At 63.7% G+C, this 16,666-nt stretch carries 19 protein-coding genes; 13 read left to right on the top strand and 6 right to left on the bottom strand.

Features of this window, described 5'->3' with window-relative positions; genetic code table 11:
• Window positions 1-125: 125 nt before the first annotated feature.
• From FXB40_RS48585 to FXB40_RS50060, 6 genes are all read left to right on the top strand, one after another.
• Complete coding sequence (locus tag FXB40_RS48585; RefSeq protein ID WP_187437603.1) at window positions 126-818, top strand: hypothetical protein; 693 nt, start codon at window positions 126-128, stop codon at window positions 816-818.
• Window positions 819-943: 125 nt separating this feature from the next.
• Entirely contained in the window at window positions 944-3,607 is a 2,664-nt protein-coding gene (locus FXB40_RS46570) for a bifunctional diguanylate cyclase/phosphodiesterase (protein ID WP_148778967.1), read from the top strand.
• A gap of 185 nt (window positions 3,608-3,792) precedes the next feature.
• A complete protein-coding gene (locus tag FXB40_RS46565) occupies window positions 3,793-4,020 on the top strand; it encodes a hypothetical protein (protein ID WP_148778966.1) in 228 nt (75 codons plus the stop codon).
• Window positions 4,021-4,908, top strand: a complete 888-nt coding sequence (locus tag FXB40_RS46560; RefSeq protein ID WP_148778965.1) for a DUF1259 domain-containing protein — start codon at window positions 4,021-4,023, stop codon at window positions 4,906-4,908.
• Window positions 4,909-5,014: 106 nt separating this feature from the next.
• Complete coding sequence (locus tag FXB40_RS46555) at window positions 5,015-5,152, top strand: hypothetical protein (protein WP_246208380.1); 138 nt, start codon at window positions 5,015-5,017, stop codon at window positions 5,150-5,152.
• Between the two features lie 178 nt (window positions 5,153-5,330).
• Window positions 5,331-5,579: a YjiS-like domain-containing protein gene (locus FXB40_RS50060; RefSeq protein ID WP_148778964.1), complete on the top strand. Its 249-nt coding sequence runs from the start codon at window positions 5,331-5,333 to the stop codon at window positions 5,577-5,579.
• Window positions 5,580-5,626: 47 nt separating this feature from the next.
• Here FXB40_RS50060 and FXB40_RS46545 read toward each other — a convergent pair whose 3' ends face one another.
• Both FXB40_RS46545 and FXB40_RS46540 read right to left on the bottom strand, forming a co-directional pair.
• Window positions 5,627-6,313, bottom strand: a complete 687-nt coding sequence (locus FXB40_RS46545; protein ID WP_148778963.1) for an ATP-dependent Clp protease proteolytic subunit — start codon at window positions 6,311-6,313, stop codon at window positions 5,627-5,629.
• A gap of 31 nt (window positions 6,314-6,344) precedes the next feature.
• Window positions 6,345-6,887, bottom strand: coding sequence for a hypothetical protein (locus FXB40_RS46540; protein WP_148778962.1), 543 nt, complete (start codon window positions 6,885-6,887; stop codon window positions 6,345-6,347).
• Between the two features lie 276 nt (window positions 6,888-7,163).
• Between FXB40_RS46540 and FXB40_RS46535 the strand changes: the two genes are divergently transcribed.
• Window positions 7,164-7,409: a hypothetical protein gene (locus FXB40_RS46535; protein ID WP_148778961.1), complete on the top strand. Its 246-nt coding sequence runs from the start codon at window positions 7,164-7,166 to the stop codon at window positions 7,407-7,409.
• Window positions 7,410-7,503: 94 nt separating this feature from the next.
• Window positions 7,504-7,785 (top strand): hypothetical protein, encoded by a 282-nt coding sequence (locus tag FXB40_RS46530; protein ID WP_246208377.1) that lies wholly within the window; start codon window positions 7,504-7,506, stop codon window positions 7,783-7,785.
• 46 nt (window positions 7,786-7,831) lie between these two features.
• On the opposite strand, the gene FXB40_RS46525 is transcribed toward FXB40_RS46530, so the two are convergent.
• Complete coding sequence (locus FXB40_RS46525) at window positions 7,832-9,154, bottom strand: epoxide hydrolase family protein (protein ID WP_246208375.1); 1,323 nt, start codon at window positions 9,152-9,154, stop codon at window positions 7,832-7,834.
• A 20-nt stretch (window positions 9,155-9,174) separates the two neighbouring features.
• Between FXB40_RS46525 and FXB40_RS50640 the strand changes: the two genes are divergently transcribed.
• Together FXB40_RS50640 and FXB40_RS46510 are read left to right on the top strand one after the other, a co-directional pair.
• Window positions 9,175-9,345, top strand: a complete 171-nt coding sequence (locus FXB40_RS50640) for a hypothetical protein (protein ID WP_187437602.1) — start codon at window positions 9,175-9,177, stop codon at window positions 9,343-9,345.
• Window positions 9,346-9,570: 225 nt separating this feature from the next.
• A complete protein-coding gene (locus FXB40_RS46510; RefSeq protein WP_148778958.1) occupies window positions 9,571-11,268 on the top strand; it encodes a GMC family oxidoreductase in 1,698 nt (565 codons plus the stop codon).
• Between the two features lie 140 nt (window positions 11,269-11,408).
• Here FXB40_RS46510 and FXB40_RS46505 read toward each other — a convergent pair whose 3' ends face one another.
• Entirely contained in the window at window positions 11,409-13,508 is a 2,100-nt protein-coding gene (locus FXB40_RS46505) for a methyl-accepting chemotaxis protein (protein ID WP_148778957.1), read from the bottom strand.
• Window positions 13,509-13,655: 147 nt separating this feature from the next.
• Window positions 13,656-13,778, bottom strand: coding sequence for a hypothetical protein (locus FXB40_RS50055; RefSeq protein WP_283813023.1), 123 nt, complete (start codon window positions 13,776-13,778; stop codon window positions 13,656-13,658).
• Between the two features lie 171 nt (window positions 13,779-13,949).
• Here FXB40_RS50055 and FXB40_RS48575 point away from each other — a divergent pair, with 171 nt between their 5' ends.
• The 3 genes from FXB40_RS48575 to FXB40_RS46490 all read left to right on the top strand — a co-directional run bounded on the left by FXB40_RS48575 (window position 13,950) and on the right by FXB40_RS46490 (window position 15,619).
• On the top strand, window positions 13,950-14,132 hold the full coding sequence (locus FXB40_RS48575; RefSeq protein ID WP_187437601.1) for a hypothetical protein: 183 nt from the start codon (window positions 13,950-13,952) through the stop codon (window positions 14,130-14,132).
• A 95-nt stretch (window positions 14,133-14,227) separates the two neighbouring features.
• Window positions 14,228-14,365 (top strand): hypothetical protein, encoded by a 138-nt coding sequence (locus FXB40_RS48570; protein WP_210352245.1) that lies wholly within the window; start codon window positions 14,228-14,230, stop codon window positions 14,363-14,365.
• 126 nt (window positions 14,366-14,491) lie between these two features.
• The gene (locus FXB40_RS46490; RefSeq protein WP_148778955.1) at window positions 14,492-15,619 is read left to right on the top strand and encodes a lactonase family protein; all 1,128 of its coding nucleotides are present in this window, start codon (window positions 14,492-14,494) and stop codon (window positions 15,617-15,619) included.
• A gap of 62 nt (window positions 15,620-15,681) precedes the next feature.
• Here the strand turns inward: FXB40_RS46490 and FXB40_RS46485 are convergent, their stop codons facing one another.
• Entirely contained in the window at window positions 15,682-16,548 is an 867-nt protein-coding gene (locus FXB40_RS46485) for a hypothetical protein (RefSeq protein ID WP_148778954.1), read from the bottom strand.
• Between the last annotated feature and the right edge of the window lie 118 nt (window positions 16,549-16,666).

Genomic DNA, 16,666 nt, shown 5'->3' with positions numbered 1-16,666 from the left:
CAACCCCGGCAAATTGCGCCGTTTTGGCTACGGCAGCAAGACGGTCAATGGGATGAACCGACGGGCCCCGCTCTACGTCAAATGGGCGAGGCCGCACTGCGGCATTTTTTTTTAAGGACTACCTCGTGACCGCATTTTATCGCGCCGCGCCATGGCTGGTGCTTGCTCTGACGCTCGCCGCCGCCCCCGCGCTCGCCGCCTCCGGCCCGCCGGCGGGTTTCGTCCTCACCGACAATGCCGATCTCGCCTTCACCTCGCCCGACGGCGCCACCAGGCTCGAGCAGTACATGAAGGACGGCGGGGATTTCGACGTCAAATGGCAGGTCTGGGCCCGGCGTGGCGACCAGATGACCGAGCTGAAGCCGGAGCAGGGCTATGGCGCCGGCTTCCGCTTCACCAGCGACTCGCAATGGCTGGTGCGGATGCAGAAGACCGGCTCGGGCGAGCAGGATCTGTTTCTCTACCATGTCGAGAACGGCGCCTTCGCCAGCGCCACCAGGAAGTCGCTGAGCGATCTGGCCTGGGACTATTTTCACAGCCGGCCCGATACGAGGAACATGAAGCTCGATTACCACATCTCGGCCAATCTGATGAAAGGCACCGAGGATGCTTATCGCTGGCTCGGCGTCGACTGGCCCAACAACCGCTACCTCCTGATCTCGCTGTCGGGCGAGATGGACAAACACCCGAAGAACGTCGCCGTGAAGGGACTGGCCGACTGGAAATGTCGCTATGACCTCAAGACCGGCAAATTCGACGTGCCGGCGATGTTCGCCAAGGGCAACGCGGAAGCGCTGAACTGGGAGATCAAGCGGTGACGTTTCATCGCCTGTCGGCCGGGGAACCAACTCCCTGATTCCGCTCCGATTCACATTTTCCTAACCCTGACTGGTAACGGGGTCTTGGCGGTTTTGCTGCATCTTGCATCCCACGGGAGGACGGGATGGGCGCTTCAATCCGATGGACCGCGCGACTGCGCGCGCTGCTTCGCCAATGGCGGGGCGCGCCGTTGACGTGGCTGATCGTCGGCGGCTTCGTGCTGATGGCGGCAACCGCCATCGGCACCGGGCTCACCGTCGATCGCTTCCGCCAGAGCGCCATCGAGAGTGGCCGCGACAACCTCGAGAGCGCAGTCCGGCTGCTCGCCCGTCATTTCGACCGCGAATTCGCGGATTTCGCGGTGCTCCAGAAGAGCGTCATCGCGGAACTCGAAAGTCATGGCATCGCTTCCCCGGACGTCTTCCGCAGCGAGATGAGTACGCTCGCCATGCACGAAGAGCTGCGCGCGAAGGCGAGCGGCTGGTCCGACATCGCCGGCGCCAACGTGTTCGATTCCAACGGCGTGCTGATCAACTCGTCGCGGCGTTGGCCCGTCCCCGACGTCTCCGTCGCCGACCGCGGCTATTTCAACCGGCTCAAGAACGATCCGATCGCACAGGAAGAGATCGAGGTCGTGCCCGGCCGGCTCGGCAATGGCCCGGCGATCGTGATCGCGCGCCGCGTGTCCGGCCTGCATGGCGAATTCCTCGGCATGGTCACGCGGGCGATCGCGCCGGAGCAGCTCGAATCGTACTTTGCTTCGACAGGGCTCGGCGAAGAGTCCTCGATCGCGATGCACCACCAGAATGGCCAGTTGCTTGCGCGCGTTCCGCATGTCGACGCCATGATCGGGCAGAACTACCGCACCGGCTCGCCGGAGCAGAGGGCCGTGTTCGAACGCACCTTCGTCACGACCGAGCTTGCCAGCCCGATCGACGGCAAGGACCGCATCGTCGCCTCGCGCATGCTGACCGGCGAGCCGCTGGTGGTGGTCGCCACCAAATCGCTGGATGCGACGCTCGCCACCTGGCGCACCCAGACCAAATTCTTCGTCACTGTCGCCGTGCTGTCGATCGGCTTGCTCGTGCTGACGCTGTTCCTGATCTTCCGCCAGGTGACGCGCCGCGTCTCGCTGGAGAAGCAGCGGCTCGACACCGCGATGAACACGATGACGCAGGGCCTGCTCATGTTCGACCAGGACGAGCGGCTCATCGTCTGCAATCGCCGCTACATCGACATGTATGGGCTCTCGGCCGCGGTGGTGAAGCCCGGCGCCTATTTCCGCGACGTGATCCAGCATCGCGCCGACACCGGCTCGTTCGACGGCGACGTCGATTCCTATTGCGACGACATCCTGAACAGCGTCGGACGCATCCAGAGCAACATCGTCGAGACCTCCGACGGCCGCCTGATCGAGATCAAGAACCAGCCCGGCGCGGCCGGTGGCTGGCTCGCCACCCATGACGACGTCACCGAGCGCATCCGCGCCGACGAGCGCATCGCGCATATGGCGCATTACGACGCGCTGACCGACCTGCCCAACCGCGTGTTGATGCGCGGCCATCTTGAACGGCGCGTGGCGGAGCTTGCCCAAGGCAAGCCGTTTGCGATCCTCTATATCGACGTCGATGAATTCAAGGGCGTCAACGATTCGCTCGGGCACGAGGTCGGCGACGAATTGCTGCGCCAGGTCGCCAACCGCCTGCGCGCCTGCGTCAGCGGCAACGATCTGGTGGCGCGGCTCGGCGGCGACGAGTTCGCCATCATCAAGGCCGGGACCTGCGACCAGACCGAGCTGAGTGCACTCGCCGAACAGATACTGAATTCGCTGCGCACGCCGGTGGACTGCAAGGGCCAGGAGATCGCGAGCGACGCCAGCATCGGCATCGCGATCGCGCCCGACCACGGCGACAATCTCGAAGACCTGCTCAAGCGCGCCGATCTGGCGATGTATGCCGCGAAATCGGAGGGACGCGGCACCTTCCGCATCTTCGTGCCCGAATACGACGCCAAGGCCAGGCTGCGCCGCCAGCTCGAGCTCGATCTGCGCCAGGCGCTCGCCCGCAGCGAATTCGAGGTGCACTACCAGCCGCTGGTCGATCTCTCCGCCAATGTCGTCACCGGCTGCGAGGCGCTGCTGCGCTGGCATCATCCAGAGCGCGGCATGGTCTCGCCCGCCGACTTCATTCCGGTTGCTGAGGACACCGGCCTGATCAGCGAGATCGGCGAATGGGTGCTGAGGCAGGCCTGCACGGAAGCCGCCTCCTGGCCCGGCGACATCCACATCGCGGTCAACGTCTCGCCGGTGCAGTTCCGGTCGAAGACGCTGGCGCTGAAGGTCGCCGCCGCGCTGGCCGAGTCAGGCCTCGCGCCAGGGCGGCTCGAGCTCGAGATCACCGAAACCGTGCTGATCCGCGACGACGCGGAGGCGCTGACCATCCTGCAGCAGCTGCGCGAGCTCGGCGTGCGCATCGCGCTCGACGATTTCGGCACCGGCTATTCGTCGCTGAGCTACCTGCACCGTTTCCCGTTCGACAAGATCAAGATCGACCGCAGCTTCATCAGCGGCATCGGCGAACCAGAAGATTCCTCGCCGATCGTCCAGGCCGTGGTGCATATGGCCGCCGCGCGTCACATGGCAACGACGGCCGAAGGCGTCGAGACCGAGGCGCAGCGCGAAGTGCTGCGGCAGCTCGGCTGCAGCCAGATGCAGGGCTGGCTGTTCAGCCCGGCGGTGCCGGCGGCGAAGCTGAAGCAATTGCTGTCGAAGCAGGCCGCCGCAGCGTGAGCGCCTCTATCGGCGAAGTCCACACGTTCCCCCGGAAGCGGACATGCAAGCGCGTGACGGACGCTACGGACCTTGCAGGTCGCGTCCTTTCAAACTAGTCTGTAGTCGAGGGGACAAGCAGACTCCCCGTTAGACGGGCCCCGTCCAAGCTCTGCGCAACGCTCGACATGTCGAGGGGATTGCGCATGGACGACCGAAAACTTCCAATTTCACAGCGCACCCCTTGCGGTCTGTCAGACGCTGACGCGGCGGCCGATTCTGTCGTCGATGACTCGTCAGTCGTCTATTTCGGCAGTTCGCAGAGAATCAACAAAGGCTTCGCCATTGCGCTACGCGCGATGGGAGTTGAGGCAGGCATTCTGCCGGCCGATCCCGGGCCGACCAAACCCGCGCCAAATCAGGAGGATACCTAGATGAGCAACAAACTCTGGCTCGTCGCCTCGATCGTTGCGGCCTCCTTCACCACGATTGCGACCGCCCAGGAAACCGACTGGAAAAACGTCGATGATACGCTCGGAAGGAAAGCGGTAGTGTCGGGCGAGGTGCATCGCTACGGCTTCCCCCGCACGGACCTGACCGTGACCCTCGACGGGGTGACCATCAAGCCCGCCCTGGCGCTCGGCGGCTGGATCGCGTTCATGCCGATGCGCGGCGAGGCCATGATCATGGGCGACCTCGTTCTGCTCGAGACCGAAATCAATCCCGTCATGCTCAAGATGATCGAAGGCGGCCTCGAGATCACCGCCGTCCACAATCACCTGCTGCGCGCCAGTCCGGCCACGTTCTACATGCATGTCGGAGGCCACGGCGATCCTGCCAGGATGGCCGCCGTCATTCGTGATGCCTTGGCGGAGAGCAGGACACCGCTCGCGACACCTGCCGCGTCGTCTCCGCCAGCCATCGACCTCGATACCGCACAGCTCGATCAGATCATCGGCGTCAAGGGACAGGCGAACAACGGTGTTTATCAGTTCGCCGTGCCGCGCCGTGATCCCGTCACGGAAAAAGGCATGCAGATTAGCCCAGTCGGGCCGATGGGCGTTGCGATAGCCATTGGTTTTCAACCCACGGGGGGCGGCAAGGCAGCCATCACAGGCGATTTCGTTCTTTCCAGCGACGAGGTCAATCCGGTGATCAAGGCATTACGAACGAATGGTATCGACGTAACCGCCGTCCACAGCCACATGCTGGACGAACAGCCGCGGCTGTTCTTCTTGCACTTTTGGGCCAATGACGACGCGATGAAGCTTGCCCGAGGACTTCGCGCAGCGCTCGACAAGACAGCCAGTACAAAGAGCTAGGATCAGAGGAACTTGATCAACCTGTCTGTTTGAAGACCGGGGATCCGCGGCCGCTGGCGCCATCACGTCGGAAGCTCTTGAACTGTATGTCCTGGGCTTCCCATTCATGCTCGCGGGTCTGTGGATCGGATTCAAGCTCTTTGGAACAATTGATGACGAAACCTTCCGCAAGGTCGTGCTGGTGCTACTTCTGCTCGCCGGCCTGTCGCTGATCGTAACGGCACTGATCTTTCGCGCTCCGTGATGAGGGTCTGCGGGAACGCTCTCAGATAGTGAAGCACGGCGACTTCATGAGTCGACGTCCGCTTACGATCGCTTGAGCCCCTGAGAGACACGTGATACACAAATTCCTCGGGCCTTTGACAACCGCCCGATGAGCCTCCGCAGCCAAGCGTTGTTTCGCTCCAATACGGAGGTGAAACATGCCTTGCGGCCATTCAACAAACACTCTTGATGCAGGATCGCCATCCTTTCGGGTTTCCAGATGGTCCTGGAGCAGCCCGTTGTCGTGGCTCGTTGGAATAGCACGGGAGTGGGAACGACGATGCCAGTACAGGCGGCTTCTCGAACTTGACGATCGTCTGCTCGCAGACATGGGCTTGTCGAGGACCACCGTTGAAGAAGTGCGCAGATCTCCATTGTACCTGGCTGCGTGGCGCGATAGCCGATAGCTGTTCGACATCGTAAGGCGCGCGCTTCGGATGGGAAACCAGACCTGCTAACCGGCGGGTGTGCGGACGAGACTGTCGACGATGCCGGAGCCTTCGTCGACCAGCTGCTGGCCGCTCATCCAGACATCGCGGTCGGAGATCTTTCGCCGCATCATGGCAAGCCAGGCCGCGTTGACGCCGCGGATGGCGAAATCGCTGTGGAAGAAATCGTCCGTGACCTGCGTCTCGATGGTCTTGACGACTTGCGAGACGGCAGCTCGTTCGGAGTCACTGAGCTCTCGCCGCTTCAGATTTTCCTTTGCACTCCGGTCCAGGCTGACCTGGTGAAACATGAAATAGGCTTCGGGATCGGCCTTGCGCTCGGCGCCGGCGAGAAAAATCGGGACGCACATGGACGCGCAGACGCCGGCCTTCTGGACCAGCGTGTCGATCGCGCGGTCGCGCCCGCGGATCGCGGCGACGACCTTGCGCCCGTGTTCGACCGAGCCGCCCGGCGAGTTGAGGATGAGGACGAGCCGGCGCTGATCCATCCTGTAACGATCGAGCGCGGCGGCGACGCGCTCGCTCATCGGCTCCTGCACGGGCCCGCTCCAGCCGAGCACGATGCGGTCCGGCTCCTCGCTGATCGACAAGGTCTGTCGAGATGCCACATCTCCGGAGCCGGACGGCATCTGGAAAGTGGCCCAGACGATCACGATGCAGCCGATGCAGACGAGGGTCTTGAGCAGTGTCACGGTCTACGACCAATCAGTGGGAAGGAGGCCTTCACGAATTGACTGCGTTCCAGAAACCGAACAGCGCGACGAGATCGAGCAAGGCCATCATGCCCGCTGCGAAAATCAGCGACAGCGTGCGGTTCCAGAGCTTTGTTTCCGCGGCGTAGAAGATCGAGACCGCCGAGCGGTTGGTCGTCGAGCGCACCGGCACCAGCGCTTCGCCGCCACCGCTCGAAAAGAACATCAGGAAACTATGAGTCATCGGCGCTTGATCAGGCCTGGCGACCGACTTGATCTTGGTACTGCAGAAGGTGATCACGAAGTTCGTTCGTTCGCACTTTCCTTCCGTGGCTTGCAGATCGTACGCCGGCTGCCAGGTCCCGGCCAGCCGATGGTCGCGCAGGAGGTCCGGACCGTAGCTGGCCAACAGGTGGTAAAGCCCCGCGGCGCAGGCAACGAGCATGATGAACCAGCGAAACGGGCTGGGCCCCTGGACCGTCTCGGTCGCAATCCGGCTTGATGCGACATGCGGGTCGACATTGAGAGATTGTGCAGCCGCACCAACTCCGGATTGACGCTTGCCGAACGCCATTGCGGTAACTCCCGACATGCAAATCGGCCGCAATCTAGGGATGCAGCCCATAAGATAGGGCTAAAACGCATTGGCAAACTCTCAGGAAGTGGACGCGCAGGTGCGTGATCAGGGCTCGTCGGGATCGCTCACCCCGCGTGACGTTCAACCCATTGTTTTCACAAGAATATTATGCTCATAAGCCCGTTTTCAGGGAGCTTGGGGAACTTTTAGTGAAATGAGTAGATTGAGTAGTTTACTCACGCGCCATCCCAACCCACTGCAGCGAGAAAGGCTATGCAGGACCTTCGCGGAGAACGTCTTCAGATCATGCTCACCCCGGAAGAGCTTTCGCTGATTGATGATTTCAGGTTTGCCCACCGCATGCCGACCCGGGCGGCGGCCATTCGGGAGTTGCTCGGACTGGGGCTCGCGGCCAGGCCGGTGCAGGCTGATGGCAGCCGCTCCAGCCACTACGGTCTGTTCGACCGCGGGCCCGATGGACACAAGCCAGGCGGCGAGGGCAACCAGGAGCCGGGTTAGTCCCAGACACGATCACGCCGGGACGCTCGTTCAGCGTCCGCTCAGACAAAGGCTGTTACGTTCGTCCTGATCGTCCGCACCTTGTATTCGCGCAGTGTTTCCATATCTCACCGGCATGATGCAGCTCACACTCGTCCAGGACCAGGCGATACAGGCGTTGATGGCAGGCGCCGTCGGCGCCGAGACATTCGATCGCCTCTTTGCAGGCATCCGCTTCGACAAGCTCGACGGCACGATGCTGTATGCCTTCGCCAAGGACGAGGAGATCGCCTCCGACATCGAGGACGGCTATTCGATCTATATCGCCGGTGTCGCAGCGCGTGTGTTGAAGCGACAGGTCGATGTCGTGGTCGTGATGCCGAAGGTTCTGCAATAGGGGATGGTCTCCCCGCACGAGGGCGGCTCGCTGCGCGCCGGTGTCTTCAACTTGGGCTTCGGAGAGGCCGGAACGCGTCGCGAACCTCCCTGCTGAAAATCCCTGGCTGCTCCCACGCCGCGAAATGTCCGCCGGCCTCGGCCTGATGGAAGTAGATCAGCTTGTGATAGGCCTTCTCGGCCCAGCTCCGCGGTGCCACGAAACTCTCGCCGGGAAACGCGGTGACGGCGGCCGGTATCTCGACATTCGCCGGCAGATAGAGATTGGCCTTGTTCTCCCAGTACAGCCGCGCCGAAGAGATCGCGCTGTTGGTCAGCCAGTACAGGGTGACGTTGTCCAGCACGTCGTCGCGTGTCAGCGCGCCGGCTGAGTATCCGTTGACCGCGTGCCCGAGCACCGCGGCCTGCATCGCCGAGGCCGGCTGGGCATAACCGTCGCCGTGGTCGAGCAGCCAGGCCGCAAGACCGGCCGGGGAATCCGTCAGGGCTGCGAGCGTTTGCGGGCGCGTGCCCATGATCTGCGCGTAGGCGCGGCGTTTCGTGAATTGAACCATGAGCTGGGCGAAGGCGTGCTTCTCCTCATCCGACAGATTGGCCGGGGCAGGCTCGCCCGACGCCACGGCCTTGAGAATCTCCGGCGGAACGACGCCGGGCAGATTGACGTGGATGCCGATCAACTCCGGGGCGCCGAGCTTGGCCATCTCGTTCGAGACGGGCGAGCCCCAATCGCCGCCCTGTGCGACGAACTTCTCGTAGCCGAGACGCTTCATCAGCACGACCCACGCGCGTGCGATCCTCTGCGGATCCCAACCGGTCGTGGTCGGCTTGCCCGAGAATCCATAACCAGGCATCGAGGGGATCACGAGGTGGAAGGCATCCTCCGCGCTGCCGCCATGCGCCGTCGGGTTGGTGAGGGGATCGATGATCTTCATCTGCTCGATGACCGAGCCGGGCCAGCCATGGGTCACGATCATCGGCAGGGCGTTCTGATGCCTCGAGCGAACATGGATGAAGTGGATGTCGAGACCATCGATCTCGGTGGTGAATTGCGGCAGCGCGTTCAGCCGCGCCTCGACCTTCCGCCAGTCGTAATCGGCTTGCCAGTAACGGACGAGCTCCTGGAGCATCGCCTGCGGCACCCCCTGGGAATCGTCGGCCACCGTCTCCTTGTCCGACCAGCGGGTCGCCGCCAGACGCCGGCGAAGGTCGACAAGATCCGCTTCGGGAATATCGATGTGGAAGGGACGAATCTCGCCGGCGGTGGCGGCCGGCGCCGGACGAACCGAAAGGAGGCTCGTGGCACTCGTGGCAGCAAACCCGATGGCGGCGCCGATCAGCAGCCTGCGCCTGTCATTGTCGATCGTATCCATTGTCGCCTCCTTGAGCAGCCATGTGGCTGATTGCATGGAATCTACTCGGGCAATTTCTGGCCGGTCTGTTCGTGGATGATGTGGTCGGCGTACCAGTCCGGCCAATTTGCATCGTGTTCGCCGCTCCGTCTTTCATGATCGCCGTGTGCCGTGGCGGCGCGCCGCAGCGCTGCCGGATGAAGAAAGCGTGATGAAGCCGATGAAAGACAACCTGGCTGACCAAACACTTTGCCCGTCGCCCGCTCCGAGAGCGTCGTGGGTGATCGTTGGACTGTGCTGATCCTGCGCGAGCTCTTTATGCGGATGCACGGCTTGGGAGGCTTTCAAGGCAAACCGCTAGGCGAAATTCAGCCGAGGTGACCTCGCGATCAAACCACGCTACCCTCTTGGGACAAGAACAAGAGGAAACGCCAATCGTGTACGACTACATTATCGTGGGCGGCGGCTCGGCGGGGTCCGTGCTGGCCCACCGGCTCTCCGCCAGGAGCGCCAACAAGGTCCTGCTGTGCGAAGCCGGACAGGACACACCACCCGGCAACGAGCCGGCCGAAATCAGGGACAGCTATCCGGGCACCGCCTATTTCGATCCTCGCTTCCACTGGACGGAATTGAAGGTCACGACCCAGGTCGTCAGCCACAACAATCCAAACGAAGCGCCCCCGCCGTTGCGCAAATACGAGCAGGCGCGCGTGCTCGGCGGTGGCTCCTCGATCAACGGCCAGATGGCCAATCGCGGCGCACCGACCGATTACGACGAATGGGACGCGCGGGGTGCCGAGGGCTGGACCTGGAACGACGTGCTGCCGTTCTTCAAGAGGGTCGAGCGCGACCTCGATTTCGATGGACCGTATCACGGCAAGGACGGCCGCATTCCCGTGCGCCGCATTCCGCGCGAGCACTGGACCCGGCATTCGCAGGCTTTCGCCGACGCCTTCGATCAAGCCGGCCATCCCTTCGTCGCCGACCAGAACGGCGAATTCGTCGACGGCTATTTTCCGGTGACGCATTCCAACCAGGCCGAGCAGCGCGTCTCGGCCGCGATGGGCTATCTCGATCGCGACACCCGCAAGCGTTCGAACCTGACGATCTCCACCAACACGCAGGTGAGAGAGCTGTTGTTCGAAGGCACGCAATGCGTCGGCGTAAAAGCTGTCGTCGACGGTCGCGAGCAGGAATTCCGCGGACGCGAGATCATCCTCTCCAGCGGCGCCATCCATTCGCCGGCGCATCTGTTGCGTGCCGGCATCGGCCCGGTCGGCCACCTCAAGGATATGGGCATCCCGGTGCTGATGGGGCTCGCGGGCGTCGGCCAACGCCTGATGGATCATCCCTCGATCTCGCTGTCGTCGTTCGTCCGCCGCGGCGCGCGCATGAACGAGCATACCAGGCGGCACATGCAGCTTGGCCTGCGTTATTCGTCGGGGCTGCCGGGTGTGCCGAATGGCGACATGTTCGTCATCGTGCTCAGTAAATCGGCCTGGCACGCGGTCGGCACGCAGATCGGCTCGCTGCTCACCTTCGTCAACAAGACCTATTCCGAGACCGGACAGGTCAAGCTCGCCTCGCGCGACCCGGGAGCCGAGCCGATCGTCGAGTTCAATCTGCTGTCCGACCGCCGCGACCTCGATCGCCTGATGAGCGGCTTCCGCAAGATGGCGGCCATTCAGATGAGCGACATCGTGAAGGCGGTGACCGACAAGCCGTTCCCGGCCGCCTATACCGACAAGGTCCGCAAGATTGGCGTGGTCAACACCAGGAACAGGATTTTGACCCAGATCGCCGCGACCCTGATGGATGGACCGGCGGCGCTGCGCCACTACCTGATCGACAATTTCGTGGTCGAAGGTTTCACCTTCGATGACGTGATCAACGACGACGAGGCGCTGGAAGCCTTCGTGCGCAAGGCCACCATCGGCGTGTGGCACGCCTCGTGCTCATGCCGTATGGGCCGGGCCGACGATCCGATGGCGGTGGTCGATGCCCAGGGCCGGGTCAAAGGCATCCAGGGCCTGCGCGTCGTCGATGCCTCGATCTTCCCGGTGGTGCCATGCGCCAACACCAATTTTCCGGTGTTGATGTCGGCGGAGAAGATCGCAGCCGCGATGATGCAGTGATTTCGCCCACGCTTAGTAGGGTGGATTAGCCGAAGGCGTAATCCACCTCTTCTGCCTTCGCGGAGACGAACAGTGGTGGGTTACGCCGGCGGACTGCGCTGCGCGCAGCCGCAGGGCTAACCCACCCTACGGACCTGACTCTACGCCGCCCGGAGATCGCCGACGAAGCGGTCGACGTCGCGCTTGAGATCGTCCGACAGGCGCGCCAGCATCTTGGCCGAATCCAGCACCTCGCCGGCGGCTGCACCGGTTTGCCCTGCGGCCTGCGACACGCCGGAGATGTGCCGCGAGACTTCGTTGGTGCCTTGCGAGGCCTGCTGCACGTTGCGCGCGATCTCGCGCGTTGCGGCACCCTGCTCCTCGACGGCGGCCGCGATGGCAGCCGCGATCTCGTTGACGCGCTGGATGGTGGTGCCGATCGACTGGATCGCGGTCACCGACGACTTGGTCGCGCCCTGGATCGCAGCGACCTGGCCGGTGATTTCCTCGGTCGCCTTCGCCGTTTGGGTCGCGAGGTTCTTCACCTCGGACGCGACCACCGCAAAACCGCGGCCGGCGTCGCCCGCGCGCGCCGCCTCGATGGTGGCGTTGAGCGCGAGCAGATTGGTCTGCTCGGCAATGCCCGTGATCAGCGCAACGACGTCGCCGATGCGCTGGGCGGCATCGGCCAGCGCCTGCACCTCGGTATTGGTGCGATCGGCTTCGCTGGCGGCGGCACCTGCAATGCTGGAGGATTCCGCGACCTGACGGCTGATCTCGGTGATCGAGGCCGAGAGCTCTTCCGTCGCCGCCGCAACCGTCTGCACGTTGGAGGAGGCATCGCCGGACAGGCTCGCGACCGAGGCTGCCTTGGACGAACCCTGCTCGGCGGTCGACGACATCGACTGCGCGGTGGCGTTGAGCTCGCCGGAGGCCGAGGCCAGCGTGTGCAGCGATTCCGTGACGGTCTTCTCGAACTGTTGGATCAGCCCGTCGACGGCGAGCTGGCGCCGTTCTTTCCGGCCCTGCTCTGCCGATTGCTCCTCGGCGAGGCGATCGCCGGTCATCATGTTCTCCCTGAACACCGACACCGCGCGCGACATTTCCCCGATCTCGTCGCCGCGCTCGATGCCCGCGAGCTCGATCGCATAATCACGCTCGGCAAGCGAGCGCATCGCCTGCGTCAGCTTGCGGATCGGCGCGCTGACGCGGCGGTTCACCAGGATGAAGCCGAACAATGTGATAGCGAGCGCGATCAGCATCATCCCGCCATTGAGCGCCAGGCTCCATTTCGCCGATGTCATCTGCTGCCCGGCGCGGGCGACCATTTCGGCAAGCGCGGCGTGGCCGGCCTCGACGTAGAAATTGAGGATGGCGGTGTTGAGCTTGGCGAGCTCCACGCCCTTGATGTCGATCGTCTGGTTGTTGCTCAGTGCCTTGATGAGGCCTTGCTGGCGCTCGATCATGGCGGTGGCATCGCTTTGCTTCGAGCGCGTGATCACGTCGATGAGGTTCGCGGGGGCGTCGGCGCGGCCTGCCGCATCCAGCACCTGGCTCCAGGCCTGCCTGGCACGACCGGTATCCTCGGCCGCCCCGACGATGTCGACGGCCGTCCAGGGCTTTGCGGCGGCGCCCGCGGCTTCCAGGCGAATGGCGACGAGGCCGCCGAAATTGCGCGCGGCCCAGGCCGACTGCTTCACGCCCAGGAGGTGATCGACCACGGGATCGGTCAGCTTCAGTGCGTTCTCCAGCTCGGAGGTCAGCACGAACAGGGAGTCGAGATAGTCCTGCGCCGCTTTCCGAAACTCGTCGGCCGCCTTCGTATCGCGTGCCGCCTTCGGCTGGTGGATGAGGGCTTCTGCCTTCGTCCGCAGCGGCACAAGCGCATCATGGAGCGCAACGAGCTTGCTCAGGGCACCGGTCAGACGGGCATCGGATACGCCATCGAGCCGTTCGAGCACGCTCTTATAGGCGGTTTCCGACAATTGCCGGTTGGTGGCGATCCGATCGTCGGCACTGGCGGCGGCCGGCTCCTCGGCAACCAGCGCCGACAGGAAGGTGCCGCGTTCGATGCGGAAGCCGAGCAGGGCCGTGAAAAGCTGCTGGTCGGTGCTGGCGAAGCGCTCGACCTTCTGCGCGGCGCCGTTCCGCTCGATCGCACCAAAAAGCCCGGTCGCGAGCTGCCCGATCAGGAATAGGCAAAGGACGCCGATAATGGCGCCGAGAACCGAGCGGATGGAGGGATTGCCGAACAATGCCATGGGGTGCGCCGGATCGCTGAAAAAGATGCCGAAAAATACCGGCCTGCCCCTAAGATTTGGTTCACCACACGCGCCCACGGGCGCGTCCGGCGCGCGCACCAGGCCCAATTTGTGGCTGGGGACGATAGCTGCCTCAGGTCGCGCGGCTCATTTCGTCCGTCTGGCGGCCTGGATCTCGACGAACTCGGCGTCCGGATGCGTGACGATGGTGGTGAACATGATACCGCTGATGATCAGCGACCAGGCGGTGTCCCAATAAATCCAAAACACTTCCAGCCTCCGTTTGTCAGCCTCCGTTTTGGCGTCCTCCGCCCGCGAGACCGGAGTAACGGCGAGACAAGGCTGCCGTTCCCTGGAGATCCCGTGGCCGGGGCCTTAAGCAATAGCAGGCAAAGCTTAGCGCTTTCTGGTGTTGGTCGGCGAGGCCTTACGATCGGTTTGATGGGTTTGACCGGTGTGGCGCTTTGCCACGACGTCTTCATCTCGCGGGCCTTCACGCGGGCGCGGCGGGGGCTTGGGCTGGCCGGATTGGCCGCCATGCTTGCCGCCCATGTCAGGTTCGCCTTCGAGGTCGTTTTCGCGGGGCATGCCGGGTCAATGCACGCGGCCGGCAATGGTTCGTAATTTACGCGCGCGCTATTCGGCTGTGAACGAGTTCATACGGTTGCCGCCTTTTGCAGTGCAGGATGGCCGAACCTTCGATGGACGGATTTGGCCTGATGCGCAAACAACTGGTCGCCTGGACCATCCTGACCTCGGCCCTGGTGGCCGTCGCCGTCTGGACTTTGCTCGGTCCGCCCGACCATCCGGCCGGCCCGCATCTGCCCTCGCGCGACCTGACGGCCGCGGTGCGCTAGCGCCCATAACCGAACCGATACCATTTCAGCATCGATCAATCCCAATTGGAATTTGGTGCAAGGGAACACCAGCCGCTATCCTCTGCCGCAAAACGACAAGCCAAACCGGCTCAAGGAGGACGGCCCATGATCAGACCGACACGCCCCGCACACCGCGCGGCGATCGCCACCACACTCTTCACCGCTCTTGTCAGCACCCTTGCCCTCGTTTCCGGAGTCCGTGCCGGCATGGCCGAAACCTTCGCCTATGTCGGCAATGCCGACAGCAACGACATCAGCGTGTTCAAGATCGCCGAGAGCGGCGAGATGACACCGGTGCAGACCGCCGCCTTCACCGGCGTTGAAAAGGCTGGCGCCTCGACTCCGCTCGCGATCACGCCGGACCATCGCGTGCTGATCGCCGGAATCCGCTCGCAGCCGTTCCTCGCGGTGAGCTTTGCGATCGATCCCAAGACGGGTCAGCTGAGCCATATCGGCAACGGGCCGCTCGCCGACAGCATGGCCAACATCGCTACCGACCGCGGCGGCAAGGTGCTGTTCAGCGCCTCCTATGGCGGCAACAAGGTCGCGCTGAATCCGCTGCAAGCGAACGGCGTCGTCGGCGAGCCGAAGCAGGTGATCCCGACCGGGCTGAACGCACACGCCTTCCTGCCCGCGCCCGACAACCGTTTTGTGTTCGCGACCAATCTCGGCTCCGACCAGGTGCTGAGCTTTGCGTTCGATGCCGCTGCGGGCACGCTGGCGCCGAGCGATCCGCCGTCGATCAAGACGCCGGAGAAATCCGGGCCGCGGCACTTCGTGTTCCATCCCAACGGCAAGTTCGTCTATCTCATCCACGAGCTGAACGGCGACGTCGCAGCCTATAGCTATGAAGCCAGGAGCGGGGCCTGGGGCGAGATCCAGCGCACGACTGCGTTGCCTGAGGGCTTCAGCGGCAAACCCTGGGCCGCCGACATCCACATCACCCCGGACGGCCGCTTCCTCTACGCCTCCGAGCGCACCACCAACACGCTCACCGCCTACAAGGTCGATGCATCAAGCGGCAAGCTGACCACGATCGGCAGCGTGCCGACCGAGAAGCAGCCGCGCGGCTTCAACATCGATCCGACCGGCCGCTACCTCGCCGCGGTCGGCGAGCTATCCGACGGCATGACCGTCTACGCCATCGACCAGAGCAGCGGCGCGCTCAGCAAGCTGAAATCCTACGCCACCGGCAAGAAGCCGAACTGGGTGGAGTTTTTGACCCTGCAGTGAGGGGGCGCTTGCCTTCCCCTTGTGGCGACCCGCAAGGGGGAGGGAAGAGCGGTATTGAGGCGCTACCCGCACGCCCAGTCGAACTTCATGTCCCCGAAATCGAGCTGCGCATTGCCGCCACCAAAATTGTAGCCGCCGAAATATTCCTCGAACTCGATGTAGAACGGGCTCATCTCCGGCACGGCCTGGCAGGGCCGCATGGTGCCGCCGAGATGATTTGGGGCGTGGTCCTTGCCCCAATCGTGCAGGCGGAAATTGTCGCGGCTCGGCACGCCGCCGGCGTAGTAGTAAAACGGCTGATAGCCGGTCGGCGCCTTGCGCCTGGTGTGTTCGTCCTGCGGACCCTTGCCGGCGTTGGGATCGGTCGCGCGCGGGACAAGCGCAATCGCGCGGTTCTCGGCGAGGTCGGTGCGCGGCGGGGCGGCGAACATCTTCTTCGCGTAGGGCGCGGCGGCCTCGAAGAAGGCGCTGGCGCCGCCGACGTCGAACCAGCGCGGCCGGTCGGCGGTGGCAAGCGCAAGTGGCGCCGGTGGCGTTGCGAATGCGCCGTCATATTCGCGTGCCGTCAGCAGCAGCGCGGCATATTCGTAATCGAGAATGTCGGTCATGCGGGACAGCCGCGGATGCGAGGGCCGTGCCGCTACCGCTTCGCGGATCTCGGGATCATCGGGCGCGCCGCCATCATTGTGGTCAGGCGCGGTCGCAAAGAACGACACCGCGACAATATCGTCGCCATGCACGCGGTAGTCGTCCGGCAGCTTCAGCGTAAAGCCGTGCATCAGCGGGAATCCAGTCACGGGATCGAGCGGCCATTGCTCGCTCTCGATGCCCGGCGGCAGGCCATAGACCCAGCCATGGTCGCGCGCACGCTCAGTGGGACGGTCCAGCATCTGCAAATCATAGGCACGCGAAGGTGACGCAAACGCCACGGGTCTCTCCCATTCGAATTCCAGTCTCGCCGTTGAGGCGAGGGTTAGTCGCGGCGAGAAGGGATGTGGTTCGTGGGCGAGGTCAGGGTTGCAATGGAAAGGTAGTCGTCGGATCAGT

It is taken from the genome of Bradyrhizobium rifense (assembly GCF_008123425.1).
Classification (GTDB): domain Bacteria; phylum Pseudomonadota; class Alphaproteobacteria; order Rhizobiales; family Xanthobacteraceae; genus Bradyrhizobium; species Bradyrhizobium rifense.
This window is presented reverse-complemented; position numbering and strand designations above follow the sequence as displayed.